General features: G+C 60.6%; 19 protein-coding genes, 3 tRNA genes and 2 rRNA genes. 12 read left to right on the top strand and 12 right to left on the bottom strand.

Translation table 11 applies throughout. The features are described 5' to 3' along the window. Positions 1-16 precede the first annotated feature (16 nt). The 8 genes from PanNE5_RS02560 to PanNE5_RS02525 form a co-directional block, all read right to left on the bottom strand. Entirely contained in the window at positions 17-754 is a 738-nt protein-coding gene (locus PanNE5_RS02560) for a MotA/TolQ/ExbB proton channel family protein (RefSeq protein WP_017233114.1), read from the bottom strand. A gap of 39 nt (positions 755-793) precedes the next feature. Beyond that, the gene (locus PanNE5_RS02555; RefSeq protein WP_017233115.1) at positions 794-1,498 is read right to left on the bottom strand and encodes an energy transducer TonB; all 705 of its coding nucleotides are present in this window, start codon (positions 1,496-1,498) and stop codon (positions 794-796) included. Between the two features lie 434 nt (positions 1,499-1,932). Continuing rightward, the gene (locus PanNE5_RS02550; RefSeq protein ID WP_017233116.1) at positions 1,933-2,190 is read right to left on the bottom strand and encodes a bacterioferritin-associated ferredoxin; all 258 of its coding nucleotides are present in this window, start codon (positions 2,188-2,190) and stop codon (positions 1,933-1,935) included. A 113-nt stretch (positions 2,191-2,303) separates the two neighbouring features. After that, positions 2,304-3,182 carry a glutamate racemase gene (murI, locus tag PanNE5_RS02545; RefSeq protein ID WP_017233117.1) on the bottom strand — a complete coding sequence of 293 codons (879 nt, stop codon included), beginning with the start codon at positions 3,180-3,182 and terminating at the stop codon, positions 2,304-2,306. Positions 3,183-3,294: 112 nt separating this feature from the next. Next, a complete protein-coding gene (gene bfr / locus PanNE5_RS02540; RefSeq protein WP_017233118.1) occupies positions 3,295-3,774 on the bottom strand; it encodes a bacterioferritin in 480 nt (159 codons plus the stop codon). A gap of 288 nt (positions 3,775-4,062) precedes the next feature. Then, a complete protein-coding gene (locus PanNE5_RS02535; RefSeq protein WP_150562485.1) occupies positions 4,063-5,586 on the bottom strand; it encodes a fumarate hydratase in 1,524 nt (507 codons plus the stop codon). A gap of 15 nt (positions 5,587-5,601) precedes the next feature. After that, positions 5,602-6,174: a TIGR00645 family protein gene (locus PanNE5_RS02530; protein WP_017233120.1), complete on the bottom strand. Its 573-nt coding sequence runs from the start codon at positions 6,172-6,174 to the stop codon at positions 5,602-5,604. Between the two features lie 186 nt (positions 6,175-6,360). After that, entirely contained in the window at positions 6,361-7,248 is an 888-nt protein-coding gene (locus PanNE5_RS02525; protein WP_261939786.1) for a DMT family transporter, read from the bottom strand. A gap of 340 nt (positions 7,249-7,588) precedes the next feature. Between PanNE5_RS02525 and acs the strand changes: the two genes are divergently transcribed. The 4 genes from acs (at position 7,589) to PanNE5_RS02505 (ending at position 12,283) form a co-directional block, all read left to right on the top strand. After that, positions 7,589-9,571 (top strand): acetate--CoA ligase, encoded by a 1,983-nt coding sequence (acs, locus tag PanNE5_RS02520; protein ID WP_017233121.1) that lies wholly within the window; start codon positions 7,589-7,591, stop codon positions 9,569-9,571. A gap of 22 nt (positions 9,572-9,593) precedes the next feature. Continuing rightward, a complete protein-coding gene (locus tag PanNE5_RS02515; protein WP_261939171.1) occupies positions 9,594-10,091 on the top strand; it encodes a DUF4212 domain-containing protein in 498 nt (165 codons plus the stop codon). After that, positions 10,088-12,106, top strand: coding sequence for a sodium:solute symporter family protein (locus PanNE5_RS02510; RefSeq protein WP_026131791.1), 2,019 nt, complete (start codon positions 10,088-10,090; stop codon positions 12,104-12,106). Before PanNE5_RS02515 ends, PanNE5_RS02510 begins: the two co-directional genes overlap by 4 nt. An 86-nt stretch (positions 12,107-12,192) precedes the next feature. Beyond that, positions 12,193-12,283, top strand: a tRNA-Ser gene (locus PanNE5_RS02505). A 124-nt stretch (positions 12,284-12,407) separates the two neighbouring features. Here PanNE5_RS02505 and PanNE5_RS02500 read toward each other — a convergent pair. Further along, on the bottom strand, positions 12,408-13,313 hold the full coding sequence (locus PanNE5_RS02500) for a LysR family transcriptional regulator (protein ID WP_017231628.1): 906 nt from the start codon (positions 13,311-13,313) through the stop codon (positions 12,408-12,410). A gap of 209 nt (positions 13,314-13,522) precedes the next feature. Between PanNE5_RS02500 and speB the strand changes: the two genes are divergently transcribed. The 3 genes from speB to PanNE5_RS02485 all read left to right on the top strand — a co-directional run bounded on the left by speB (position 13,523) and on the right by PanNE5_RS02485 (position 16,502). Continuing rightward, on the top strand, positions 13,523-14,497 hold the full coding sequence (speB, locus tag PanNE5_RS02495) for an agmatinase (protein ID WP_261939170.1): 975 nt from the start codon (positions 13,523-13,525) through the stop codon (positions 14,495-14,497). Positions 14,498-14,575: 78 nt separating this feature from the next. After that, complete coding sequence (gene tauA, locus PanNE5_RS02490) at positions 14,576-15,610, top strand: taurine ABC transporter substrate-binding protein (RefSeq protein WP_150562489.1); 1,035 nt, start codon at positions 14,576-14,578, stop codon at positions 15,608-15,610. Positions 15,611-15,899: 289 nt separating this feature from the next. Continuing rightward, complete coding sequence (locus tag PanNE5_RS02485; protein ID WP_261939169.1) at positions 15,900-16,502, top strand: hypothetical protein; 603 nt, start codon at positions 15,900-15,902, stop codon at positions 16,500-16,502. A 109-nt stretch (positions 16,503-16,611) separates the two neighbouring features. On the opposite strand, the gene PanNE5_RS02480 is transcribed toward PanNE5_RS02485, so the two are convergent. The 3 genes from PanNE5_RS02480 to PanNE5_RS02470 are packed head-to-tail and all read right to left on the bottom strand — an operon-like array spanning position 16,612 to position 19,479. After that, the gene (locus PanNE5_RS02480; protein ID WP_017231632.1) at positions 16,612-16,893 is read right to left on the bottom strand and encodes a XapX domain-containing protein; all 282 of its coding nucleotides are present in this window, start codon (positions 16,891-16,893) and stop codon (positions 16,612-16,614) included. A gap of 26 nt (positions 16,894-16,919) precedes the next feature. Further along, on the bottom strand, positions 16,920-18,779 hold the full coding sequence (locus tag PanNE5_RS02475) for an amidohydrolase (protein WP_261939168.1): 1,860 nt from the start codon (positions 18,777-18,779) through the stop codon (positions 16,920-16,922). Between the two features lie 13 nt (positions 18,780-18,792). After that, complete coding sequence (locus PanNE5_RS02470; protein WP_017231634.1) at positions 18,793-19,479, bottom strand: hydrolase; 687 nt, start codon at positions 19,477-19,479, stop codon at positions 18,793-18,795. A gap of 232 nt (positions 19,480-19,711) precedes the next feature. Here PanNE5_RS02470 and PanNE5_RS02465 point away from each other — a divergent pair, with 232 nt between their 5' ends. The 5 genes from PanNE5_RS02465 to PanNE5_RS02445 all read left to right on the top strand — a co-directional run bounded on the left by PanNE5_RS02465 (position 19,712) and on the right by PanNE5_RS02445 (position 26,266). After that, positions 19,712-20,410 (top strand): response regulator transcription factor, encoded by a 699-nt coding sequence (locus tag PanNE5_RS02465; protein ID WP_198288634.1) that lies wholly within the window; start codon positions 19,712-19,714, stop codon positions 20,408-20,410. Positions 20,411-21,244: 834 nt separating this feature from the next. Beyond that, positions 21,245-22,777: ribosomal RNA gene (locus tag PanNE5_RS02460) — 16S ribosomal RNA — on the top strand. Between the two features lie 64 nt (positions 22,778-22,841). Continuing rightward, positions 22,842-22,918, top strand: a tRNA-Ile gene (locus tag PanNE5_RS02455). Positions 22,919-23,030: 112 nt separating this feature from the next. Continuing rightward, positions 23,031-23,106: transfer RNA gene (locus PanNE5_RS02450), tRNA-Ala, on the top strand. Between the two features lie 282 nt (positions 23,107-23,388). Further along, positions 23,389-26,266 (top strand): 23S ribosomal RNA (locus PanNE5_RS02445). The 16S and 23S rRNA genes sit together here with 2 tRNA genes alongside, the layout of an rRNA operon. Positions 26,267-26,394: the final 128 nt, after the last annotated feature.

Here is a 26,394-nt window from a genome sequence, read left to right as displayed (position 1 = left end):
TGTCTGGCGCGGCGGCTTAGCTGGCGCTGGCCGGGGTGGACTTGCGCACCGGCGAGACGTTGGTCGCGAACTGCGTCGGGTGCAGGCTGGCGCCGGTCAGGAAGTAGGCGTGCAGGCTGTGGGCAAAACGGTTGAGCTTCGACACGATGCCCTTGTTGGCGCGCGTCAGGGCGTTGAAGCCGAGCACGGCCGGAATGGCGACGAACAGACCGAAGGCGGTCATGATGAGCGCCTCGCCCACCGGGCCGGCCACTTTGTCGATCGTCGTCTGACCCGATGCGCCGATCGCCAGCAGGGCGTGATAGATGCCCCACACCGTGCCGAACAGACCGACGAACGGTGCGGTCGAGCCGATCGACGCCAGCATGGCCAGGCCGCTTTGCAGGCGCGACACCGTGTCGTCCACCGAGTTCTTCAGGGCGCGCGTGATCCAGTCGCTTACATCCATCTTGTCGTGCAGGTGCGGCTGGCTCTGGCGGTGATGCTCGGCGGCGTCCTGGCCGGCGAGGGCCAGTGCGAGGAACGGGTTGTTCTGCCCGGATTCCCCCAGCTTCTGCAGACCGGCGGAGAAATTCTCCGAGTGCCAGAAATCCGGCTCGGCGGTGCGCGTCAGGCGGCTCAGGCGGAAGACCTGGGTGCCCTTGATGAGGATGACCGTCCACGACAGCACCGACATCACCAACAACACGATCGCGATGGCTCGGGTAACGAAATCGCCCTGCGCCCAGACGTGGCTCAAACCATACTCTTGCATTTTGCTTTCCTCGGGAGATCCCGTTCGTGAAGGGTTGCGTTAATTGTCGATGTTGAATCTGAAAGGCTTCGTCGCCGTGGTTTCTACCGCGCGTCCGTCTTTCATAGGCGCAGCGCAGCGCATCTTGTAGGCCGATTCGATGGCGGCTTTATCGAGTCTCGGATAACCACTCGACTTGACGATGTTTGCCTCCGCCACTCGGCCTTGCACATTGATGACCATCCTTACCGTCGCGACGCCCTCCTCACCGAGTCGGCGTGACTGCGTCGGATAGATCAGCGGCGGATCCGGGCATTCGAGTTTCAGCCCTTCGACGCGGCCCGGCGGCGCGACGGCCTGTGCCGGTGCTGGCGGTGCCGCTGGCGCGACAGGTGCCGTGTCTTTCACCGGCTCGGCACTTGGCTGCGGCGGCGCTACCGGCTCGGCCTTTTGTGCGATGGCATTGGGCGCCGATACGCGAGGCTTGGGCGGCGGCGGAGCGACCTTTGGCTTCGGAGGTTCGGGCGCGGGCTTGGGGGGGGATGCCTGCGGCGGCGCGGGTCTCGGTTGGGGCGGAACGATGGTGGCGGTGAAGACCGTCGGCACAATCGTGGCCGGCGCCGGGGCATTTCGCAGGTGCGACAGGCCCACCAGCGCGGCAATGTGGGCGACGACGATCACTGCCGCAATTGCGACGGCGCGCGGCGACATCAGCGGATCGCGGCTCGGCATGAGCGTGAGGCCAGAAGGGGGCACGGTCGACATGGTAACGGCTAGGGTACGCTAAATTGCGGCGACGAACGGCGAGCGCTGCGCGGTGCGCGATGACTCGACGTTCGGGATAGGCCGGGACGTACGATGAAAGGAAAACCGCGCCAAGCGGCGCGGTCGGCGAACACAGTGACGGCATGAATCGAGCGCCGTGCGCGAACTCACTTTCGAAACAGGAAAAACGACAAACATAGCGTCGACACAAAGCCAATCAGGAGTTCCATTTGACACCTCCGGTGGGTGAGAAGTCGCTGGCTGGCGCTGGGCGGCACATGCGAATCGTCGCATAGGCCGCCGTTGGCTGGCGCTGTTGCCGATGCGACACTTGGCCGCAGAGGCGATTCGGAAACATGCCAGGCAGAACACTCGGCAGAATTGCTGCCGATGCCGCAGGGCAATCGGGGGAGGGCGTGACGGTGCGAGCCGTCTCAGGCGGCCAGCGCCAGCTCCCGCACGACCACGACTTCCGAGGAGGGCGTCGCATGGGCTGACTGGCAGCCACCATCGCACGAGCGGCCGCAGCACGGCGACGCACCGGACACCATTTCCTGAACATAAGGGCCGCACTTGCCGCAGCACAGCGCAACGCCGAGGTCGATCTGAAGATCTTCCATCGAGGTGGCACCGGCATCGATGCAGGCCTTGATCTGGCGTTCGGAGACGGATTTGCAGACGCAGACGATCATGATGAAAACGTCAAAATGTAACACTAATGAGAATAATTATTATTCAAGTGATGATGTTTTGCAAGTGCCGTCGACCTATTCCATGGTGCGAGCAGGGGTTTGCGGTCGCGGGTTCAGGCGGAGATGATGGGAAGGTTTGGGAGCGGATCGAGACTGGCCGGGCCATCCGACGTGATCTCGGCAATGTCGGCGATCTCGATCGTCTGAACGCGTGGCGCGTTGGGCAGTAGCCGATCGGCCATCGTCTGCAGCGCGCTCGCGTTCGCGGTGGCGAACAATTTGAGGTCGCCACAGGTGTCGGGCAGACGAGGGGCGATCAGGGCATCGGATTCAAGACGCCGCTCAAGCTGCCGGGCGATGGCCGCACCGGTGTCGATAAGGGAGAGCGTCGTGCCGAAGCGTCGCTGGATGGCCGGTATCAGGAAGGGATAGTGGGTGCAGCCGAGCACGAGCGTGTCGGCGCCTTGCGACACCATCGGTTCCACGTATCGTTCGAGCAGTGCCATGACGTCGGGTGAGTCGACATCGCCGGCTTCGATGCGCTCGACGAGCCCGTGACCCGGCTGGCAAAGGAAGCGTTGGCCTTGTGCGGTGTGGCGCGCGAGCAGATCGGCGAACCGGGTGCTGCGCAGCGTGGCCGCCGTAGCCAGAACCCCGATTACACCGCGCTTCGACACTGCCGCTGCGGGTTTGATGCCGGGCTCGACGCCGACGACCGGCCACGAGGCATCGGCGCGAAGCGCTGCCACGCCGTGCGCCGTCGCGGTGTTGCAGGCGACGACGAGTGCCTTGGCACCGCGCTCGCGCAGCCACCGGCCGATCGCCAGTGTGCGTTGTTCGATGAACGCGTCGCGGCGCTCGCCGTACGGAGCGAAGCGGGAGTCGGCCACATAGAGCAGGGACTCTTGCGGGAGGAGGGCGCGTACGGCCTGAAGCACCGACAGGCCGCCGAGACCGGAATCGAAAACGCCAATCGGCGCGTTGGAGGGCATGGCAAACGAAAAAGGGCCGGCAAATGGCCGACCCTGGAATTCTAGCGCAAAGCCCGCGAACCCATATCGGTGCGGCGATGCGTGGTGCGTCCGCGTGCTGCGGCGTGCGACCTTATTCGTCGAACGACGCCATGCCGGACTGCTGATAGTTCTGCAGACCGACCTTGTCGATCAGTTCGATTTGCGTTTCCAACCAATCGATGTGCTCTTCGGTGTCGTGCAGGATCTCGTTGAAGATTTCGCGCGAGACGAAGTCCTTCACGCTTTCGCAATGGGCGATCCCTTCCTTGCAAGTCTTTTGCGAGAGGTATTCGAGCTTCAGATCGCACTTCAGGATTTCTTCCGTGTTCTCGCCGATGAGCAGCTTGTGCAGATCTTGCAGGTTGGGCAGGCCGTCGAGCATGAAGATGCGTTCGATCAGCTTGTCGGCGTGCTTCATCTCGCCGATGGACTCGTCGTACTCGTGCTTGCCGAGCTTTGCGAGGCCCCAGTGGTTGTACATCCGGGCGTGCAGAAAGTACTGGTTGATCGCCGTCAACTCGTTCGTGAGCTGCGCGTTGAGGAGTTCGAGAACTTTCTTGTCGCCTTTCATTTGGAATCCCTGCCTTGTTCGGTTTGCGAGCGGTTGAAGCGTAGCCTGAAAAGGCTGGGAAGCCAAGCCTTGCCGGGCCTTTCGTGAACCAAGGTGCAAATGGAAATGCGATCCATTCGTGCTCCTTCATGTGAGATCGGCATGGCGCGGATCGGCGCCGAGCGGACAAAAAAAGCCCGGCGAAGGCCGGGCTCGGTCCAGCAGGCGCTGACCCGGCTGTCTGCGGCCGGGGGCAACCGGGTGTCGCGTTGTGGCGCGCTACTTCGCGCTACGTCGCTTTACGGCGCATTACTCGGCAGCGACCGGGATCTTGCCGATCTTGGCTTGCCATTCCTTCGGACCGGTCTGGTGCACCGAGACGCCGGTCGAATCGACGGCCACCGTCACGGGCATGTCCTTGACGTCGAACTCGTAGATCGCTTCCATGCCGAGGTCTTCGAAGGCGAGCACGCGCGCCGCACGAATGGCCTTGGACACGAGATAAGCGGCACCGCCAACAGCCATCAGGTACGCAGCCTTGTGCTTCTTGATCGCCTCGATGGCGGCCGGGCCGCGCTCCGATTTGCCGATCATGACGGCGAGCCCCGTCTTCGACAGCATCATGTCGGTGAACTTGTCCATGCGGGTGGACGTGGTCGGGCCCGCCGGGCCGACGACTTCGTCGCGCACCGGATCGACCGGGCCGACGTAGTAAATCGCGCGGCCGTTGAAGTCCACCGGCAGCGGCTCGCCGCGGCCGATCATGTCAGCGATGCGCTTGTGTGCCGCGTCGCGACCGGTGAGCATCTTGCCCGAGAGCAGCAGGGTCTGGCCCGGCGTCCAGCTGGCGACTTCTTCCGGCGTGAGCGTGTCCAGGTCGACGCGCTTGCTCGTCTCGGTATTCGGTGCCCAGTGTACGTTCGGCCATGCGTCGAGCGACGGTGCGGCGAGGAACGACGGGCCCGAGCCGTCCAGCGTGAAGTGCGCATGACGCGTGGCCGCGCAGTTCGGGATCATGGCGACCGGCTTGGACGCCGCGTGCGTCGGGTAGTCGAGGATCTTCACGTCGAGCACGGTCGCCAGGCCGCCCAGGCCTTGCGCGCCGATGCCGAGGGCGTTGACCTTCTCGAACAGCTCGATACGCAGCTCTTCGTTCCAGTTCTGCGGACCGCGCTTGATGACGTCATGGATGTCAATCGGGTCCATGAGCGATTCCTTGGCGAGCACCATGGCTTTTTCCGCCGTGCCGCCGATCCCGATGCCGAGCATGCCCGGCGGGCACCAGCCGGCGCCCATCGTCGGCACCGTCTTCACGACCCAGTCGACGATCGAATCGGACGGGTTGAGCATCACGAACTTCGACTTGTTCTCCGAGCCGCCGCCCTTGGCTGCGACCGTGATGTCGACCTTGTCGCCTTCCACGATTTCGTAGTGGATGACGGCGGGCGTGTTGTCCTTCGTATTCTTGCGGCCGGCTTCGGGCGGCGCCACGATCGAGGCACGCAGCACGTTGTCCGGGTGCATGTACGCCTGACGCACGCCTTCGTTGATCATGTCGGTGAGGTTGCGCTTGGCGTCCCAGCGCACATTCATGCCGACCTTCACGAACACGGTCACGATGCCGGTGTCCTGGCACAGCGGGCGGCGGCCTTCGGCGCACATGCGGCTGTTGGTCAGGATCTGCGCGATGGCGTCGCGCGCGGCGGGGCTTTGCTCGGCCTCGTACGCCCGGCCCAGTGCCTGGATGTAATCGGCCGGATGGTAGTAGCTGATGTACTGCAGGGCACCGGCGACGCTCTGAATGACGTCGTCTTCTTTAATGACGGTAGACATGAAACGGCTCTCGACTTAGTGGGGACGGATGGGGGTAATGACTTGCGGGGTCGCGTACGCCGGGGCGTGGCTCTCGTTCGTCAACTTGTTGACGACGGCCATGACGACGGCGGAAAGCAGGAAGACACAATGAATGATCACCTGCCACATGATCGTGTGGGGCGTTTGCTGGGCGGCATCGATAAAGGTCTTGAGCAGGTGGATCGACGAAATACTGATGAGCGCCATCGACAGCTTCACCTTGAGCACGCCGGCGTTCACATGATCGAGCCACTCCGGCTCGTCAGGATGGCCTTCGACACCGAGGCGCGAGACGAACGTCTCGTAGCCGCCGATGATGACCATGATGAGCAGGTTCGAGATCATCACCACGTCGATCAGGCCGAGCACGACGAGCATGATCTGCGTTTCGTCGAACGTCGTGGCGTGCGAGATCAGGTGCCAGAGTTCGGCCAGGAACTTGTAGACGTAGACGCCTTGCGCGGCAATCAGCCCCAGATACAGCGGCAGTTGGAGCCAACGGCTGAAGAAGATGATGCGGGGCAGGGGGCGCATCGGCGCGTCGGACGGGCGGCCGGGAGTCGACATGGCGGTTTTGACGAAGTGGTGACAGTGGTCGGCGCTTGCCGCGGCAGACCGGAATTATTGGATACGCAAATCAAATAGAAGGACATCGGGCGATACGGCGACTGGCTTGCCCGTGACGGATATCGCGTCGCGACATTCGGCTTGGCGGGCATTTTACAACGTCTGGCCGCAGGCGCTGTGTCCGATTCAATCTCGGGCGGGCAATAGCGTCTTGCGTGAACCGGCGCGCGGCAACGCGGCGAGCACGATCCCGGCGACGGTCAGGGCCAGCGCGGCGCCTTGGGCGGGGGCCAGCCGCTCGCCGAGGAAGATCACGCCGTACGCGGTCGCCGCCACGGGCACCATGGCGGTGAAAACCCCCGCGAGTTGAGCGCTGACGTGCCGAATGCCGCGCATCCACAGGAAAAACGAGAAGACACTGGCGGCGAGTCCGTACCAGACGATGAGCGCCCAATGCCAGGGCGTCAGCGCTGCGTAGTTCACGGCCATCAGGCCCGCCACGCCGAAGGGGAGCATCAGCGCGCCGCCGATCAGGTGGGTGTAGGCGCAGATATCGATGGCGGCGAGTTCGGCGGCGAGCCGTTTCGAGACGATCACGTAAATGGCTTCGCAGACCACGGCGCCGAGCACGAGCAGGTTGCCCAGCCAGGCGTTGCCGGCGGCGCCCGGGGCGCTGGCGCTGTGCGTGTCGCCGCGCGACAGGTTGAGCAGGGCGACCCCGGCAATCGCCAGTCCGATGCTCACCAGCGTGCGTCGTGACGGGCGTTCGCGCAGCACGCCCCACGACAGCAGGGCGACACAGGCCGGCAGCGTCGCGGTGATGACCCCGGCGGCGGTGGCCGTCGTCATCCGTACGCCCGAGAGCATGAGCAAGGTGAAGAGAAACGTGCCGAAGAACGTTTGCACGAAAAGGTTGCGCCATTGGGGGCGCGTGACGCGTCGCATGGCCGAGGGACGGTAGCGGGGCGCGAGGGCGACGATGGCGATCACGAAGCGCCACAGCGCGAAGGCGGCCACCGGCATGACGGCGACCATGGTCTTGCCGATGCCGACGTTGGTGCCCACGAAGGTCATCGCCAGTGCCAGCGCGAAACTCGGAAAACGCGCAAACAGGCGGTCGGCGGGTGACCCCGTCGGGGGCGACGGCGTGGGTGGTTGGAACGGAGATGTCGAATTCACGGGCGCTCCGTGCGAGTCCGGGGTGGCGAGTCGGGGGGATGCGGGTAGGATTGTAGCGAATTCGCCACAGTCTGACGCCCTACGGGTGCGCGTTCGCGCGAGTCCCGCGCGCGGCGCGACGATGTCGCGTGCGCCAGTGTAAGGCGTTAGTAAGTCGCTCGTCTTAATGTGACGTTAGCGATCTGTTTGGGCTTGATTGCAATGGTTTTTGCATATCTATAAGAGGGGACAACTCATGGCAGCAATCGAATCGGTATTGCAGGAGCAGCGCGTCTTCGCGCCGCCGCAGGCGCTCGTCGCCCAAGCGAAGATCTCCGGCATGCCCGCCTATGAGGCGCTGTGCGCCGAGGCCGACAAGGATTACGAGGGATTCTGGGCGCGCCAGGCGCGCGAAAATCTGGCCTGGCACAAGCCGTTCACGCAAGTCCTCGACGAGACCAACGCGCCGTTCTACACGTGGTTCGCCGACGGTCAGATCAACGCTTCCTATAACTGTCTGGATCGCCAGATTGAAGCGGGCCTGGGCGAGAAGACGGCCATTCTGTTCGAGGCAGACGATGGCACGGTGACCCCGGTCACCTATCGCGACCTGCTCGCGCGCGTGAGCCGCTTCGCCAATGCGCTCAAGGCCAAGGGAGTGAAGAAGGGCGACCGCGTGGTCATCTATATGCCGATGTCGATCGAAGGCGTGGTCGCCATGCAGGCGTGCGCGCGTATCGGCGCGACGCATTCGGTCGTCTTCGGCGGCTTCTCGGCCAAGTCGCTCAACGAGCGCGTGATCGACGCCGGGGCGGTGGCGATCGTCACTGCCGACGAGCAGATGCGGGGCGGCAAGGCGCTGCCCTTGAAGGCCATCGTCGACGAAGCGCTCGCGATGGGCGGCTGCGACCATGTGAAGTCCGTGATTGTCTACCGTCGCACGGGCGGCAATGTGACGATGCACCCAGGTCGTGACGAAGTGCTGCAAGATCTCGTCGCCGGTCAATCGGATCAGTGCGAACCGGAGTGGGTCAGCGCGGAGCATCCGCTTTTCATCCTCTATACGTCGGGCTCGACGGGCAAGCCGAAGGGGGTGCAGCACAGCACCGGTGGCTATCTGCTGTGGGCGTCGCTCACCATGCAGTGGACCTTCGACATCAAGCCCGACGACGTTTTCTGGTGCACGGCCGACATTGGCTGGATCACTGGTCACACGTACATCGCTTATGGTCCGTTGGCGGTGGGCGCGACGCAGATCGTGTTCGAAGGCGTGCCCACGTACCCGAATGCGGGGCGGTTCTGGGAGATGATCGGGCGTCACAAGGTGACCGTGTTCTATACAGCGCCGACGGCGATCCGTTCTTTGATCAAGGCGGCCGAGCAGACACCCGCGGTGCATCCGAAACAGTACGACCTGTCGTCGCTGCGCATTCTCGGGTCGGTCGGCGAGCCGATCAATCCGGAGGCGTGGATGTGGTACTACGAAAACGTTGGCGGCGGGCGTTGCCCGATCGTCGACACGTGGTGGCAGACGGAGACGGGCGGACACGTGATTACGCCGCTGCCGGGTGCCACGCCGCTGGTGCCGGGGTCGTGCACGCTGGGTCTGCCGGGCGTTGCGGTGGCCATCGTCGACGAAACCGGGCAGGACGTGCCCAACGGTCAGGGCGGCATGCTGGTGATCAAGCGTCCGTGGCCGGCGATGATTCGTACGATCTGGGGCGATCCGGAGCGTTACAAGTCGAGCTACTTCCCGTCGGAGTTGGGCGGCAAGATCTATCTGGCGGGGGATGGCTCGATTCGCGACGCCAAGACGGGCTACTTCACGATCATGGGCCGTATCGACGACGTGCTGAACGTCTCGGGTCACCGCATGGGCACGATGGAAATCGAGTCGGCGCTTGTCGCCAATCCTCTCGTGGCCGAAGCGGCGGTCGTGGGGCGCCCCGACGACACCACGGGCGAGGCGATCGTGGCGTTCGTGGTGCTCAAGCGTTCGCGCCCGACGGGCGACGAAGCCAAGCAACTGGCCGTTGAACTGCGTAATTGGGTGGGCAAGGAGATCGGGCCGATCGCCAAGCCGAAGGACATTCGCTTTGGCGACAACCTGCCGAAGACTCGTTCGGGCAAGATCATGCGCCGTTTGCTTCGCGTGATTGCCAAGGGTGAGGAGATTACGCAGGACACGTCTACGCTAGAGAATCCGGCCATTCTGGAGCAGCTCAAGCAGGCGCAGTAAGCGCGGGTTCCGCGGCGGGGCTATGGCAAATCGCTCGCAGACCGGCTCGGCCGGCAAGGCCGACCCGGTGGGCGTCAGCCGGCCGCCGGGGCTTGCTGCCGGTGGCTCGCTGCCCGATGTCGACTGGCATGGGGCAGCCGCCGGCATTGCGGCGCGTCACTGGCGCAGGACATTGCGTTGGGTAGCCGTGCTCATGGCGATCGGCTTCGTGGTGACATTCGTGCCGCAGTTCTGGGCGCGCGAATGGGCCGAGACGCGATTTGCCGGGTGGCCGCTGCCGTTCTACATGGGCGCCCAGGGTTCGATTCTGGTCGACATCGGCCTGATCGTCGCCTACGCGTGGCTGCAACGGCGCAATGACGCGCGCTACCATCGTGAGCTGAATGCGTTGCGCGATGCGCATCGCGAAAGTCTCGGCCTGGATAGCGACGGGATGAACAACGCTGCGGCGTCTGCGGCATCTCGAAGCGCTTCCTCTCTCGCTCCCTCTCGCGTCACGTCGGCGCCGACGTCCCGATGAGTTTCACGCGCAGAATGCTGCGCTACTACCTCTATTACACGGCGGGCTTCCTGGCGTTCGTGTTGATGATGGGGCTGCTCGAGCGGGTCAACGGCCCGGGCGTGTGGATCGGCTACGCGTTCCTGTTCGTGACGATTGCCGTTTACGCCGTAATTGGCCTGATCTCTAGGACGTCGGACGCTGCCGAGTACTACGTTGCGGGGCGTCGTGTGCCGCCGGTGTTCAATGGCATGGCATGCGCGGCGGACTGGATGAGCGCGGCGTCGTTCATGGGGTTGGCGGGGTCGCTTTACGTGTCGGGCTACGATGGCCTGGCGTACGTCATGGGATGGACCGGCGGGTACTGTCTGGTGGCGTTCCTGCTTGCGCCGTATTTGCGCAAGATGGGGCGCTACACGGTGCCGGACTTTCTTGGCACGCGCTACGACAGCAACGTGGTTCGGGCGTTGGGGGTCTTCTCGACGATTCTGTGTTCATTCGTCTATCTGGTGGCCCAGATTCAAGGCGTGGGACTGATCGCGTCGAGATTCATCGGTGTGGAATTCACCATTGGCATTTTCTTTGGGTTGGCGGGCATTCTCGTGTGCTCGTTCCTGGGGGGCATGCGCGCCGTGACGTGGACGCAGGTGGCGCAGTACATCATCATGATCACGGCGTTTCTGGTGCCGACGGCCATGATCGGCCATCAGACGGGTAACGGTTGGTTTCCGCAATTCAGCTATGGCACGGCGTTGGCGAAAGTCGAGGCGCTGGAGCGCCAGATACAGCAGTCGGTGCCTGAGCGCGAGGTGCGTGATTACTACCGTGAGCAGGCGGAGCAGATGCAGCGTCGGTTGGACGGCTTACCGGACAGCTTTTATGGTGAGCGTGCGGAGCTGGAGCGGCAGTTGCTGGATACGAAGCGTCGCAACGGGCCGTTGCGCGACGTGAAGGTGCTGGAAGCGAAGCTGGAGGCGTTCCCGCGCGACGTCGGCGAGGCGCAGAACCGTTGGTTGGAGATGCGCAATCAGTATGTGGAGCGCAGCGAGCCGCAGCACGCGATGACGGAGCCGTTCCCCGCGCACGACGACGCAACGCGCAACGCGCAGCGCTTGAACTTTCTGTTGCTGATGGTGTGCCTGATGATCGGCACGGCGAGCTTGCCGCACATCTTGACGCGGTATGGGACGACGGCGACGGTGCAGGGCGCGCGTAGTTCCGTGGGGTGGACGCTGTTCTTCGTGGCACTGCTGTATGTGAGTGCGCCGGCGCTGGCGGTGATGCTCAAGTACGACGTGCTGTTGCATCTGGTGGGGGCGCGTTATGAGAATCTGCCGGGGTGGGTGATGCAGTGGCGGCATGCGACGCCGGTGCAGCTCGATATCTCGGATGTCTATCGCGACGGCGTGGTGCAGTGGGGCGAGATATGGATGCAGCCGGACATGCTGGTGTTGGCGGGGCCGGAGATTGCGGGACTACCGTACGTCATATCGGGGCTGGTGGCGGCGGGGGCGTTGGCGGCGGTGTTGTCGACGGCGGACGGGTTACTGCTGACGATTGCGAACGCGTTGTCGCACGACGTCTACTTTCACATGGTGGATCGCAATGCGTCGAGCCAGAAGCGGGTGACGACGTCGAAGATCTTGTTGTTGTGCGTGGCGATGTTTGCGTCGTATGTGACGTCGCTGAATCTGGGGAACATTTTGTTCCTGGTGGGGGCGGCGTTTTCGTTGGCGGCGTCGTGCTTATTCCCGGCGTTGGTGCTGGGGGTGTTTTGGAAGCGTACGACACGGCTGGGGGCGACGGCGGGGATGGTGAGTGGGTTGCTGGTGTGTGTGTATTACATTGTGACGACGTATCCGTTCTTCACGCGTTTGACGGGGTTTGTTGGGGCGCGCTGGTGGGGGGTGGATCCGATTTCGGCGGGGGCGTTCGGGGTGCCGGCGGGGTTTGCGGTGGCGATCCTATTCAGCTTGCTGGGTGGGCGTCCGAGCGAGCGCGATCGACATCTGGTGGACCATCTTCGCCGCCCGTAACGATGCGTGGCGGAAGCATTTTTGGCGGGGTTCGTGCGAAAGGGTATGGGATGTTGCCGATGATCTGCTATAATTCGCGACCTTCAGGAGAGATGGATGAGCGGTTTAAGTCGCACGCCTGGAAAGCGTGTATAGGTTAATAGCCTATCGGGGGTTCGAATCCCCCTCTCTCCGCCACGGATAAACAAAGGGCTTCCCGAGTGGAAGCCCTTTGTACGTTGGCGGCTCATATGCCCGACGCCGTGATTCAACGTGCGCCAGACAGCAACATCACCGTCATGGTGTGTGAACTGCGCCATCTTCACTTGCCATTTGCTCCGCCGCGCAACGCATCCAGGAATGCCCGTGCGGCGACAGTCGTCTCGCGGTCCTTTCGGGTAATGAGTCGAAACTCGGCGTGGTGGGTAAGGTGATCCGGGCGTAATGACCGCATCAGGTCTTGCCGGATCCAATGCTGCGCGTAGTGCGTGGGCAGGTAGCCGACAAACTTTCCCGAAAGAATGAGCGTGGCGACGGCCTCCATGTGGAAAACGCTCGCGCCGACCTTGAGGTTCGTGAGGATGCCGAACTCTTTCGTCTCCCGTAAATATCCCCGCGCGACATAGTCGAGACCACTCAGGCTCTGCATGTCAACGTCATCGGGCGCCAGTGCGAAGAGCGGATGCCCCGCGCCGCAATAAAGCTGAATTTCCTCTCGATACAGCGGCTCATAGATCAGGCCCGGTTGCGTATCTCGAAACGGTCCGATGCCGAGATGAAGCTTTCTCTCCAACACCCCGGCCTCGATTTCCCTGGGCGACTTGATCTCCAATCTGATCTCCAGATCTCGACTTTGTTGCTTGAGCATGCCGATGGCGCGTGCAATGTGCGATTGCGCATCGGTAATCGTATTGTCGACGACGCCAATCGCCAACTCGCCGCTGATCTGACCGCGTATTTCCCCAATGTCCGTGCGGAACACCTCGACAGACTCGAGCAGCCGCTCAGCGGCTCGATAAAGTGAGTGGCCCTCTTCCGTCAGCCGGAAGCCACGGCGCCCGCGCTCGCAAAGGCGAATGCCCAGGCGTGCTTCCAGGTCGGCCATATGCGTACTGATGGTCGACAGGTTCATGTTCAGCGCAGACTCCGCCGCCGAGAAGCCGCCGCAGTCCGACACTGTTTTGAATATACGCAGCAGACGCAGATCGAAGTCAGTTACTTTGATCATGACGATGGACTCATGGGCCAGGCAAACGAGGGATCGGCACGCAAGGGTGGCGGTAATGCTTCGGAAAATACCAAACTAAAGTTCGAACAATCGGGATTCCATAGGACGTGCGCAACGGACACACTCGCTTCACGCATCGCTCGGTGCCGCTTACCAGTGCGCGTCGGGCGATCCAGTCCGAGACACCCCTTGCCACCCAGGAATTGTCTATGAAAGAAAATAAATTCGCACCCATTACCGGTACCGTCATGCCTCGGTTTTCGGGATTGGCGACACTCATGCGGTTGCCTTATGTCGGTCTTGACGACGAAAGCATTCGCGCCGTGGATGTCGGCCTGATCGGTGTGCCTTGGGACGGTGGCACCACCAATCGGCCAGGGGCGCGCCATGGGCCGCGCCAGGTGCGCGATCTTTCGACGATGGTGCGCAATGTCAATCGGGCGAGCGGCATCAACCCCTTCGAGCTTTGCAATTGTGCCGATCTGGGCGACACCCCAGTGAACCCGGTCGACCTCATGGATTCCCTTGCACGTATTGCGGCGTTTTACGATGAGGTCTGCAATGCCGGCATCGCGCCGCTGTCCGTCGGCGGCGATCATCTGGTGACGCTGCCGATCTTGCGCGCCGTGGCCAAGCACCGGCCTGTGGGCATGGTGCACTTCGATGCGCATACAGACACGTGGAATCGATATTTCGGCGATAACGCCTACACCCACGGCACGCCGTTTCGGCGCGCCATCGAGGAGGGCTTGCTCGATCCCAAGCGCACGGTACAAATCGGCATTCGGGGCGCGTTGTACAACGACAGCGAGAACGACTGGGGTGAGCGACAGGGCATTCGCGTGATTGATATCGAGGAATGCCGCGCGTTGGGCGTCGAGGGGGTCATCGCCGAAGCACGGCGAGTCGTCGGCGACGGTGCAACCTACGTCACTTTTGACGTCGACGCCCTGGATCCGGTGTACGCCCCAGGCACCGGAACGCCGGAAATTGGCGGCCTGACGACCCTCGACGCGCAGCGCATGATTCGTGGGCTCCAAGGATTGAACCTGATCGGCGGAGACGTCGTGGAAGTCTCTCCGCCGTTCGACCCGAGCGGCAATACCGCGCTGGTGGGGGCGACGCTGATGTTCGAGATTCTCTGTGTGCTCGCGGAAAGTATTCGCAGCCGCAAATCACTTTGACCACAGTGGCGGGCGTGGAGGGGGGCGGGCACGATGCTCGCCAGTCCTGTCTCGCTACGCCGAATTGGGAGAGACGGAATGAAATACCTGACAAAAATCGTCGGTTCGTTCGTATGTGGCGTGTTTCTGTTGGCGTGCGGTGGCGCATTGGCCCCGGCCCGCGCAGCCGAGAAGGTCGTCAACGTGGCGTATCAGACGACCTACAGCCCCTGGATTGCGGCGATGGTGAATGGCGCGTTTGAAAAGGCGACCGGCTACCAGATCCACTGGAAGAAGTTCGATTCCGGCGCGGCGGTGATGAGTGCAATGGCGTCTGGCAGCATCGACATCGGTGTGCTGGGATCGAGCCCGCTGGCGGCGGCAGCCAGCCGCGGAATGGACATTCAGTTGTTCTGGATTCTGGAGGACATCGCCAACGCCGAGGCGCTCATGGTGCGTAACGCGGCGAACATCCAATCGCCCAAGGACCTGGTGGGCAAAACCATCGCGGTGCCGGTGGCCAGCACAAGCCATTACCAGTTGATGTACATGCTCGACAAATGGGGCATCACCCAGCAGGTGAAGCTGGTCAATATGACGCCGACGCAGGCCGCCGCCGCATGGGAGCGAGGCGACGTCGACGCTGCCTTCATCTGGGGGCCGGCGCTCGGCCGGATCCGGCCCACCGGAAAGCCATTGATCACGGCAGGGCAGATATGCGCGCTGGGCCGTTGCACGTTTGAGGGGATGGCCGTGACGAAGACGTTCGGGGCCGGCAATCCTGAATTCATGGCCAAGTTCATTGCGGTGCTGAACGCGACGAATCGAGACTTCATAGAGCACCCCGACGCATGGGGGGCCGGTTCGAAGAATATGGCGGCAGTGCTGCGCGGGCTCGGTGGCAATGCCAACGACGCGGCAGAAGAAATGGCACTGTACAAGTATCCGACGTTGGCGGAGCAGGTCTCATGTCAGTGGCTTGGGTGCGGGGAGAAGGGCGGTGCGGCACAAACGCTGAAGTCGACGGCCGAGTTTCTGCTCCAGCAGAAGAAGATCGATGTCGTGAAGTCCGACTATCGGGGTGCGGTGGCGGTCCGGTATCCCGAGGCGGCATCCAGCCTGACGCCGAAATGAACGATTAAGGCGTCGCAACGCGGCCCGGTGCGCTAATCGCCCACGATGTCGGGTCGCGCGCCGGAGCCTCACGTCGCAAGCAATCACACACGCGAACAAGCGACGGTGGCGTGGCGCGATTTCTCGAATCGAGTCAATGACCGGTCGATGGCGGGGGGCTCGGGGATTGTGCGGACTGTCATCGGGTCGCCGCGTGTTCGCCAGAACTGCAAGCCCGCCGCTCGTATGGAAAAGTGTGGCGCCAAGGCGATGGCAGGATGCAATCTCCCACCACCCACGGAGGTTGTCCATGAATCATGTAGGCGCCGCAACGATCAGCACCTTACCGATGGTGCCCAGCACCGAGCACCGGCCTTTGGATCGCCCGAGTGAGCGTTTCATCGCAGATCTCCGGACTGTTGGACTCCAGGCGGCGGGAAGGCTCCGCTCGCCCATGGCGGCATTGGCGGTACGAACGCGTGACGACACCTCACAACGCTCGCTGCCGCTTCTGTCCGTCAATAACCTGGCGAACTTGCCAGATCCGGAACCGGCCGTCGACTTCGCGTTTTTCCGCGAGCCTTTGAAGCAGAACGAAACACTTCTGAGTCAATGGGGGGAAGCGGCGAGCGCCGGCAGTCAATCCGAAGCATGGTGCCGATTCGTCGACGACATCAGTGTCCGCTTCTTTAAAGGCAGCCGGAAGCAACGCGTGATGGATGCGCTGATGCTATGCATCGACGTGCTGCCGCCAAGCCGTAGGGCGGATGCGCTGGCGTGTTTGCTCGCGGACGGTGAGGAGGGTATGGCCGCTGCGGAGGAGTTCTGGGAATACATCGGGCTGGATCGTATCCCCGATGCGGACAAGGATCGGGTGCGTGAGTTGATTCGCCAGTATGAAATAGGCATGTAAGCCGCCGCCCCCCTTTGACGTGCCCGGTGGGAAACGATACCTCCTCCGCGTTGCGCGGTTCGTTACCCGCCGGGCGCCAACAAGCGACCTATCCCTCTCCGACGACAGATCAAGCCTTGCGCGAGTCGCTCTCGGCAGCTTCCTTCGTCGGTTGCGCCACTGGCCCGGGCAAGCCGGTGATCTTCGGCACGCATTCGCGATGGAACCAGACGAGATTGACCGGCTCGCCAGCGAGCAGTCGCTTGACCGGCGGTACGACCTGTTCGCCGATCAGCATGCCGAGCAGCCCGATGAGCGCGACAGCCGGCGGTGCCGGGGAACGCACGCCGAGACCGCCGTAAATGATGCCGACGAGCACGCCGACGCCGAGCGATACGAGATATAGCTTCATGAGGATTCTCCGAACCGTCCGAACGATCAGAACGCCCAGCACGAGCAGCCGAGCGCACCCCAGAAGCCGCTTTCGTCAGACGCCGGCACACTGGACGACCACGCCCTCGCATGCGCATGACCATGTACCCCGCACGACGTCGCGCATGCACAACTCACGCTCACGTTAAGCACTTGCGGTTGGCGAGGCGAGTAGCCCACGCCATGCCGTGCCGGCGACCAGTCCGGCATGGCTGGCGGAATTTCCGGGGCATGGCCGCCGAAGTCGCCGTCGCCGTAGACAACCTTTCCGCCCAGCAACGTAAGCACCGACGTAATGTCCTGGATTTCGTCTTCAGGCACGCTGAAGTAGTCGTCGGAGAGCACCGCCAGATCGCCGAGTTGCCCCACTTTGATCTGCCCCTTCTTGCCAACCTCAGACGAGAACCATGCGTTGGCTTCCGTCCAAAGGCGCAGCGCATCGTCGCGATCGAGCAGGTTGCCCGGCGCGGACAGGCGCAGCCCACCCACGGTCTTGCCCGTCACGAGCCAGTAAAGCGAGACCCACGGGTTGTAGGAGGCGACCCGCGTCGCGTCCGTCCCTGCGCCGACCTTCACGCCGCGCTCCAGCATGCGGCGGATCGGCGGTGTGGCTTCGGCCGCACGCGCGCCATAGCGCTCTACGAAGTACTCGCCTTGATAGGCCATCCGGTGCTGCACGGCAATGCCGCCGCCCAGGGCCGCGATGCGATCGATGTTGCGATCGCTGATGGTCTCGGCGTGATCGAAGAACCAATGCAGGCCGTCGAACGGCACATCCTTCGCGACCTTTTCATAGACGTCGAGCGCGCGGGAGATGGTCTCGTCGTAGGTGGCATGCAGACGCCACGGCCAGCGGTTTTCCGCAAGCAGCCGCACGACCGGCTCGAGATCACCTTCCATCGATGGTGGCATCTCGGGCCGCTCGACGCGAAAGTCCTCGAAATCGGCGGCCGTGTACACGAGCATCTCGCCCGCGCCATTGTGACGATAGAGATCGTCGCCCTGGCCGGGGCTGACTTGCTTGACCCACTGACTGAAATCCTCAAGTTCGGCCTTGGGCTTCTGCGTGAACAGGTTATAGGCGAGGCGCACCGTGAGCTGTCCCTCGCGATGCAGCGCTTCGATGATGTCGTAGTCCTCGGGGTAGTTCTGGAACCCGCCGCCCGCGTCGATCACGCCCGTCACGCCGAGCCGGTTGACCTCGCGCATGAAGTGGCGCGTCGAGTTCTTCTGATAGTCCGGGGGCAGCTTCGGGCCCTTGGCGAGCGTGGCATACAAAATGGTCGCGTTCGGCTTGGCCAGCAGCAACCCGGTCGGATTGCCCGACGCGTCGCGCAAGATCTCCCCGCCCGGCGGGTTGGGCGTGTCTTTCGTATAGCCCACCGTACGAAGGGCTGCGCCGTTGAGAATCGCACGGTCATACAGATGCAGGATGAACACTGGCGTATCGGGGGCAACGGCGTTCAGTTCGTCGATCGTCGGCAGACGCTTCTCGGCGAACTGATGCTCGGTGAACCCACCCACCACCCGAACCCATTGCGGCGCAGGCGTACGGTCGACTTGCGCCTTCAACATGCGCATGGCGTCGGCCAGCGAGCGAACCCCGTCCCAGCGCAGTTCCATGTTGTAGTTAAGACCGCCCCGGATGATGTGCATATGACTGTCGATCAGTCCCGGGATGACGCGGCGGCCCCGCAGGTCGATGACCTCGGTGCCGCTGCCGGCCAGACGCATCACGTCGTCGCGTGTGCCCACGGCAGTGAACTTCCCGCCGGTGAGCGCCACGGCATCCGCCTGCGGATTGGCGCGATCGAGCGTGGCGAACTTGCCGTTGATGAGAATCAGATCGGGGGTGGGGGCGGACATGGCGTCCCTCCTGTCAGCGAGCGGGCACGGCCGGGATGGCGTCGTGCGGCGTTGCGGTGCGCTGCGCCGCCTTGTGGACCATCGTGTAGGCGTAGTCGACGCCCATACCGTAGGCACCGGAATGCTCCTTGACGAGCTTCATCACGGCATCGTACGAGTCGCGATGTGCCCAATCTCGTTGCCATTCGAGCAGCACCTGCTGCCACGTCACGGGCACGACACCCGCCTGCACCATGCGCTGCATCGCATAGTCGTGAGCTTCCTTCGAGGTGCCGCCCGACGCATCGGCAACCATATAGATCTCGTAGCCGCCTTCAAGCATCGCGCACAACGCGAATGTGGTGTTGCAGACTTCGGTCCACAGGCCAGAGACGATGACCTTCTTGCGACCGTTGGCGGCGAGGGCGTCGCGCACCTTCTGGTCATCCCACGAGTTCATCGAGGTGCGTTCCAGCAACTTCTGGTTCGGGAAGACGTCGAGCAGTTCCGGATAGGTAAAGCCCGAGAACGATTCAGTCTCCACGGTCGTGATCGTCGTCGGAATATTGAAGATGCGCGCGGCTTTGGCCAGACCGACCGCGTTGTTCTTGAGTGCTTGACGATCCATCGACTGAACGCCGAAGGCCATCTGCGGTTGATGATCGATGAAGATGAGCTGGCTGTTTTGCGGGGTGAGGACTTCGAGCTTGGGATTCGACATGAGGGGCTCCGGTGGTAATGCGGACATGGGGGTGATGCCACGGCGGCAGATCTTCCGAAGCCTATGCCGTTCATGTTGCTCGGACTATCGTCTCTTCGTATTAGCGTCCGTCATCCCCTTTCTGACGCAGTCCGTCCGGCAATGTTTACCGAGAATAGCGCGGACGTTCGTGCTTTTCTATGGCGTCGAACGATATGTCTCGCGGCTATCGTATACTCGTCCGCACTGAATCATGACACTGCCTATCCGCATGAACGGGCTTTCGGATAACGATACCGCGACCGTCTACGTCGTCGACAACGAACCGGCGAGCAGAGACACGCTTTGCGCGCAGCTCTTCGCCGCCGGCGTATGTGCGCGCGGCTTTGCGTGCGGGGCATCGTTCCTTGCGAGCGAACGTGCTGCTGGGCCTGCGTGCCTTGTGGTCGATATGGATTTCGATGTGGTCGGGAGCGGGTTGGCTTTGCAGCGCGCCCTTGTCGCGATGCGGGATCCGATCCCGGTGGTCTTCATCGCCGATGACGCGGATGTGGCGACGAGCGTCCAGGGCATGAAGGCGGGGGCGGTCGACTTTCTCACCAAGCCGTTTGGCGCAGGCGTGTTGCTTGATGCTGTGGGCGCCGCGCTCGCGCAGGATCGTCTGCGCCTCGCACGCGAGAAAGTGAGCACGACCGTCGCCGACCGGGCGCAGCGGCTCTCGCCGCGCGAGCGCGAGGTGATGGCATTGGTCGCGGCGGGCCGCATGAACAAACATATTGCGGACGAGTTGGGCATCAGCGAAGTCACTGTCAAGATTCATCGCGGCAATGCCATGCGCAAAATGGAAGCCCGCTCCTTTGCGGATCTCGTCATCATGGCGCACAAGCTAGGCATGACGTCCCCAGCGCTTTATCACGGCGGTATTGGCCGAAATCGCCGAGAGACCGCCTGATCGACGGCGCGCGGTTCGCGCACCTTCATATCTTGTTGCCCCGTCTCCGGACGCATCGATTCCTGGCGCGCCAACTCCCGACAGATCGACGGCTCGACGCTCAACTGGGCGACCGGGGCGTCGTATGCGCTTGGCGCATCGTTATTTGCCGGAAATTTATCCCGCCATCTCCAGCGGCGACGCGACCAGCCGATCCATATATATAGAAAGATGGCATGGGACGACGTCGCGCTACGCGGCTGCGGATCACTTGTAGACCGTTCCGGCGTGCAAGCATTTTTCGTTGGTGAGGCGCGTGTCGAGCATCGAACACGGCGCTAAACGGCAGGGACGCGTCGCCGCCTTCAAAAAAGTTTCACAAAGGGCTTGCGCGGTTGGTCGAACCTGTCTAATATTCCGTCTCTCGCAACGACGGCGACGCAGCGAAAGCGGCGAAGCGGTGGGGGCGGCGGGCTGGAAAGCCCGGTGGTTGGTGGTTTTGGAGCTGGCGAGTTGCTACGGCGACGAGCGAAGAAGGCGAAAAAAACTGTTGACGACGACGAGAAGCTGCGACATAATCTTGCTTCTCTGCTGCAGATGCAGCGACGCAGAAAACGAAGCGACGGCGCGGTAAGTGTGCGACGAAGCGAAGTTCGATGCGATTGATCTTTAAAAACTAGACAACCGATAAGTGTGGGCACTCGATGAATAGTGCGTCTGCTTCGGCAGATAAGCTTTAAATTTATTGAGGCTCACATAAGTAATAGGTAAGTTAAGTAATTAACTTGTCAGCATACTTTGAGAGCGACCGGTTCGAGTGATTTATCACGAAAAACCGAAAACAGTAACAGGTTTAAACTGAAGAGTTTGATCCTGGCTCAGATTGAACGCTGGCGGCATGCCTTACACATGCAAGTCGAACGGCAGCACGGGTGCTTGCACCTGGTGGCGAGTGGCGAACGGGTGAGTAATACATCGGAATGTACCTTGTAGTGGGGGATAGCTCGGCGAAAGCCGGATTAATACCGCATACGCTCTGAGGAGGAAAGCGGGGGACCTTCGGGCCTCGCGCTACAAGAGCAGCCGATGTCAGATTAGCTAGTTGGTGGGGTAAAAGCTCACCAAGGCGACGATCTGTAGCTGGTCTGAGAGGACGACCAGCCACACTGGGACTGAGACACGGCCCAGACTCCTACGGGAGGCAGCAGTGGGGAATTTTGGACAATGGGCGAAAGCCTGATCCAGCAATGCCGCGTGTGTGAAGAAGGCCTTCGGGTTGTAAAGCACTTTTGTCCGGAAAGAAATCCTCTGGGTTAATACCTCGGGGGGATGACGGTACCGGAAGAATAAGCACCGGCTAACTACGTGCCAGCAGCCGCGGTAATACGTAGGGTGCAAGCGTTAATCGGAATTACTGGGCGTAAAGCGTGCGCAGGCGGTTTTGTAAGACGGATGTGAAATCCCCGGGCTTAACCTGGGAACTGCATTCGTGACTGCAAGGCTAGAGTATGGCAGAGGGGGGTAGAATTCCACGTGTAGCAGTGAAATGCGTAGAGATGTGGAGGAATACCGATGGCGAAGGCAGCCCCCTGGGCCAATACTGACGCTCATGCACGAAAGCGTGGGGAGCAAACAGGATTAGATACCCTGGTAGTCCACGCCCTAAACGATGTCAACTAGTTGTTGGGGATTCATTTCCTTAGTAACGAAGCTAACGCGTGAAGTTGACCGCCTGGGGAGTACGGTCGCAAGATTAAAACTCAAAGGAATTGACGGGGACCCGCACAAGCGGTGGATGATGTGGATTAATTCGATGCAACGCGAAAAACCTTACCTACCCTTGACATGTACGGAATCCTGCTGAGAGGTGGGAGTGCTCGAAAGAGAACCGTAACACAGGTGCTGCATGGCTGTCGTCAGCTCGTGTCGTGAGATGTTGGGTTAAGTCCCGCAACGAGCGCAACCCTTGTCCTTAGTTGCTACGCAAGAGCACTCTAGGGAGACTGCCGGTGACAAACCGGAGGAAGGTGGGGATGACGTCAAGTCCTCATGGCCCTTATGGGTAGGGCTTCACACGTCATACAATGGTCGGTACAGAGGGCTGCCAAACCGCGAGGTGGAGCTAACCCCAGAAAACCGATCGTAGTCCGGATCGCAGTCTGCAACTCGACTGCGTGAAGCTGGAATCGCTAGTAATCGCGGATCAGCATGTCGCGGTGAATACGTTCCCGGGTCTTGTACACACCGCCCGTCACACCATGGGAGTGGGTTTTGCCAGAAGTAGGTAGCCTAACCGTAAGGAGGGCGCTTACCACGGCAGGATTCATGACTGGGGTGAAGTCGTAACAAGGTAGCCGTAGGGGAACCTGCGGCTGGATCACCTCCTTTCTAGAGCATGCACTGGAAGTTGAGTGTTCACGCTTATCGGTTGTTGACTGCGTAGATCTAAGTCGGGTCTGTAGCTCAGGTGGTTAGAGCACCGTCTTGATAAGGCGGGGGTCGAAGGTTCAAGTCCTTCCAGACCCACCAAACTCTTTCCACCGACGCCTGGTAGAAAGAAATCTGGCTGAGGCAAGGCACAAAAGGCCGCCGCATACATCGGTATGCAAGGTTTTTTGTAACGCCGCATCAGACTGATTTGGGGGGCATAGCTCAGCTGGGAGAGCACCTGCTTTGCAAGCAGGGGGTCGTCGGTTCGATCCCGTCTGCCTCCACCAATTCCTTAGATCGCACATCGATGTCAGTCAAAAGCTTTTACGTCTGTGGTAAATCCCCAAGTGTGAATGTTTTTGAATGACAGCAATGTCATGCAGTATTTGTTCTTTAACAATTTGGAAGAAGTAGTAGTACAACGGAAGCGCGTTAGAGATGGCGCGTGGAAATTGTACGGGTTGTGATTGTATCAACTAGTATTTAAGTGATCGAAAGATGACTTGGAATACGGCACAACGCGAAAACTCAACCTATAGGGAATGTGCCGAAAGACACACTCGTTATAGGGTCAAGCGAATAAGTGCATGTGGTGGATGCCTTGGCGATTACAGGCGATGAAGGACGCGATAGCCTGCGAAAAGTTGTGGGGAGCTGGCAAATAAGCTTTGATCCACAAATGTCCGAATGGGGAAACCCGGCCCTTTGGGTCATCCTAGACTGAATACATAGGTCTAGTGAAGCGAACGCGGCGAACTGAAACATCTAAGTAGCTGCAGGAAAAGAAATCAACCGAGATTCCCAAAGTAGTGGCGAGCGAAATGGGACCAGCCTTCAAGATTTAGCACCGGTGTTATCAAAACGGAATGGAAAGTCCGGCCATAGTGGGTGATAGCCCCGTATGAGAAAACCCTGGTGTGGAACTAAGCTTGAGAAAAGTAGGGCGGGACACGTGAAATCCTGTCTGAAGATGGGGGGACCATCCTCCAAGGCTAAATACTCGTAATCGACCGATAGTGAACCAGTACCGTGAGGGAAAGGCGAAAAGAACCCCGGGAGGGGAGTGAAATAGATCCTGAAACCGCATGCATACAAACAGTAGGAGCCTCGCAAGGGGTGACTGCGTACCTTTTGTATAATGGGTCAGCGACTTACATTCAGTGGCAAGCTTAACCGAATAGGGAAGGCGTAGCGAAAGCGAGTCCGAATAGGGCGTTCAGTCGCTGGGTGTAGACCCGAAACCAAGTGATCTATCCATGGCCAGGTTGAAGGTGCGGTAACACGTACTGGAGGACCGAACCCACTAATGTTGAAAAATTAGGGGATGAGCTGTGGATAGGGGTGAAAGGCTAAACAAACTTGGAAATAGCTGGTTCTCTCCGAAAACTATTTAGGTAGTGCCTCGTGTATCACCTTCGGGGGTAGAGCACTGTCATGGTTGAAGGGTCCATTGCGGATTACTTCGCCATAGCAAACTCCGAATACCGAAGAGTGCAATCACGGGAGACAGACATCGGGTGCTAACGTCCGGTGTCAAGAGGGAAACAACCCAGACCGCCAGCTAAGGTCCCTAAATATTGCTAAGTGGGAAACGAAGTGGGAAGGCTAAAACAGTCAGGAGGTTGGCTTAGAAGCAGCCACCCTTTAAAGAAAGCGTAATAGCTCACTGATCGAGTCGTCCTGCGCGGAAGATGTAACGGGGCTAAGCAATATACCGAAGCTGCGGATGCGAGCTTGCTCGCATGGTAGGAGAGCGTTCTGTAAGCCTGTGAAGGTGTCTTGTGAAGGATGCTGGAGGTATCAGAAGTGCGAATGCTGACATGAGTAGCGATAAAGGGGGTGAAAGGCCCCCTCGCCGTAAGCCCAAGGTTTCCTACGCAACGTTCATCGGCGTAGGGTGAGTCGGCCCCTAAGGCGAGGCAGAGATGCGTAGCTGATGGGAAGCAGGTTAATATTCCTGCACCGTCGTATGATGCGATGGGGGGACGGATCGCGGAAGGTTGTCCGGGTGTTGGAAGTCCCGGTCCCTGCAGTGGAGAAGGCGCTTAGGCAAATCCGGGCGCGTAATTCAAGGCTGTGGGGCGAGTACCTTCGGGTACGAAGCAATTGGAAGTGGTTCCAAGAAAAGCCTCTAAGCTTCAGTCATACGAGACCGTACCGCAAACCGACACAGGTGGGCGAGATGAGTATTCTAAGGCGCTTGAGAGAACTCGGGAGAAGGAACTCGGCAAATTGGTACCGTAACTTCGGGATAAGGTACGCCCTTGTAGCTTGACTGGCCTGCGCCAGGAGGGTGAAAGGGTTGCAATAAACTGGTGGCTGCGACTGTTTAATAAAAACACAGCACTCTGCAAACACGAAAGTGGACGTATAGGGTGTGACGCCTGCCCGGTGCCGGAAGATTAAATGATGGGGTGCAAGCTCTTGATTGAAGTCCCGGTAAACGGCGGCCGTAACTATAACGGTCCTAAGGTAGCGAAATTCCTTGTCGGGTAAGTTCCGACCTGCACGAATGGCGTAACGATGGCCACACTGTCTCCTCCCGAGACTCAGCGAAGTTGAAGTGTTTGTGATGATGCAATCTACCCGCGGCTAGACGGAAAGACCCCATGAACCTTTACTGTAGCTTTGCATTGGACTTTGAACCGGTCTGTGTAGGATAGGTGGGAGGCTTTGAAGCAGGAACGCTAGTTTCTGTGGAGCCGTCCTTGAAATACCACCCTGGTTTGTTTGAGGTTCTAACCTAGGTCCGTAATCCGGATCGGGGACAGTGCATGGTAGGCAGTTTGACTGGGGCGGTCTCCTCCCAAAGTGTAACGGAGGAGTACGAAGGTACGCTAGGTACGGTCGGAAATCGTGCTGATAGTGCAATGGCAAAAGCGTGCTTAACTGCGAGACTGACAAGTCGAGCAGGTGCGAAAGCAGGTCATAGTGATCCGGTGGTTCTGTATGGAAGGGCCATCGCTCAACGGATAAAAGGTACTCTGGGGATAACAGGCTGATACCGCCCAAGAGTTCATATCGACGGCGGTGTTTGGCACCTCGATGTCGGCTCATCTCATCCTGGGGCTGTAGCCGGTCCCAAGGGTATGGCTGTTCGCCATTTAAAGAGGTACGTGAGCTGGGTTTAAAACGTCGTGAGACAGTTTGGTCCCTATCTGCCGTGGGCGTTGGAAGTTTGAAGGGGGCTGCTCCTAGTACGAGAGGACCGGAGTGGACGAACCTCTGGTGTACCGGTTGTCACGCCAGTGGCATCGCCGGGTAGCTATGTTCGGAAGAGATAACCGCTGAAAGCATCTAAGCGGGAAACTCGCCTTAAGATGAGACTTCCCTGGGAACTCGATTCCCCTTAAGGGTCGTTCAAGACCAGGACGTTGATAGGTCAGGTGTGGAAGCGCAGTAATGCGTTAAGCTAACTGATACTAATTGCCCGTGAGGCTTGATCCTATAACCAGTGTGTTTTTCCTGGTGTGAGTGTCGTGCAGTGTGCCGATACAACTCACAACCCAACCAATGTAGTACTACGCTTCTTCCAAATTGGTTTTGTTGAGCCTCGCTCAGCAGAACATACAAGT

Source organism: Pandoraea sp. NE5 (assembly GCF_024363545.1).
Lineage (GTDB): Bacteria > Pseudomonadota > Gammaproteobacteria > Burkholderiales > Burkholderiaceae > Pandoraea > Pandoraea cepalis.
The sequence above is the reverse complement of the archived record's forward strand: the minus strand, read 5'-3'. Positions and strand labels throughout refer to the sequence as shown.

What these genes read in the sequence shown, in the direction of transcription:
- PanNE5_RS02560 (WP_017233114.1), bottom strand. Translation starts at nt 754, where the DNA reads ATGCAAGAGTATGGTTTGAGCCACGTCTGGGCGCAGGGCGATTTCGTT.
- PanNE5_RS02555 (WP_017233115.1), bottom strand. Translation starts at nt 1,498, where the DNA reads ATGTCGACCGTGCCCCCTTCTGGCCTCACGCTCATGCCGAGCCGCGAT.
- PanNE5_RS02550 (WP_017233116.1), bottom strand. Translation starts at nt 2,190, where the DNA reads ATGATCGTCTGCGTCTGCAAATCCGTCTCCGAACGCCAGATCAAGGCC.
- murI (WP_017233117.1), bottom strand. Translation starts at nt 3,182, where the DNA reads ATGCCCTCCAACGCGCCGATTGGCGTTTTCGATTCCGGTCTCGGCGGC.
- bfr (WP_017233118.1), bottom strand. Translation starts at nt 3,774, where the DNA reads ATGAAAGGCGACAAGAAAGTTCTCGAACTCCTCAACGCGCAGCTCACG.
- PanNE5_RS02535 (WP_150562485.1), bottom strand. Translation starts at nt 5,586, where the DNA reads ATGTCTACCGTCATTAAAGAAGACGACGTCATTCAGAGCGTCGCCGGT.
- PanNE5_RS02530 (WP_017233120.1), bottom strand. Translation starts at nt 6,174, where the DNA reads ATGTCGACTCCCGGCCGCCCGTCCGACGCGCCGATGCGCCCCCTGCCC.
- PanNE5_RS02525 (WP_261939786.1), bottom strand. Translation starts at nt 7,248, where the DNA reads ATGACCTTCGTGGGCACCAACGTCGGCATCGGCAAGACCATGGTCGCC.
- acs (WP_017233121.1), top strand. Translation starts at nt 7,589, where the DNA reads ATGGCAGCAATCGAATCGGTATTGCAGGAGCAGCGCGTCTTCGCGCCG.
- PanNE5_RS02515 (WP_261939171.1), top strand. Translation starts at nt 9,594, where the DNA reads ATGGCAAATCGCTCGCAGACCGGCTCGGCCGGCAAGGCCGACCCGGTG.
- PanNE5_RS02510 (WP_026131791.1), top strand. Translation starts at nt 10,088, where the DNA reads ATGAGTTTCACGCGCAGAATGCTGCGCTACTACCTCTATTACACGGCG.
- PanNE5_RS02500 (WP_017231628.1), bottom strand. Translation starts at nt 13,313, where the DNA reads ATGATCAAAGTAACTGACTTCGATCTGCGTCTGCTGCGTATATTCAAA.
- speB (WP_261939170.1), top strand. Translation starts at nt 13,523, where the DNA reads ATGAAAGAAAATAAATTCGCACCCATTACCGGTACCGTCATGCCTCGG.
- tauA (WP_150562489.1), top strand. Translation starts at nt 14,576, where the DNA reads ATGAAATACCTGACAAAAATCGTCGGTTCGTTCGTATGTGGCGTGTTT.
- PanNE5_RS02485 (WP_261939169.1), top strand. Translation starts at nt 15,900, where the DNA reads ATGAATCATGTAGGCGCCGCAACGATCAGCACCTTACCGATGGTGCCC.
- PanNE5_RS02480 (WP_017231632.1), bottom strand. Translation starts at nt 16,893, where the DNA reads ATGAAGCTATATCTCGTATCGCTCGGCGTCGGCGTGCTCGTCGGCATC.
- PanNE5_RS02475 (WP_261939168.1), bottom strand. Translation starts at nt 18,779, where the DNA reads ATGTCCGCCCCCACCCCCGATCTGATTCTCATCAACGGCAAGTTCGCC.
- PanNE5_RS02470 (WP_017231634.1), bottom strand. Translation starts at nt 19,479, where the DNA reads ATGTCGAATCCCAAGCTCGAAGTCCTCACCCCGCAAAACAGCCAGCTC.
- PanNE5_RS02465 (WP_198288634.1), top strand. Translation starts at nt 19,712, where the DNA reads ATGACACTGCCTATCCGCATGAACGGGCTTTCGGATAACGATACCGCG.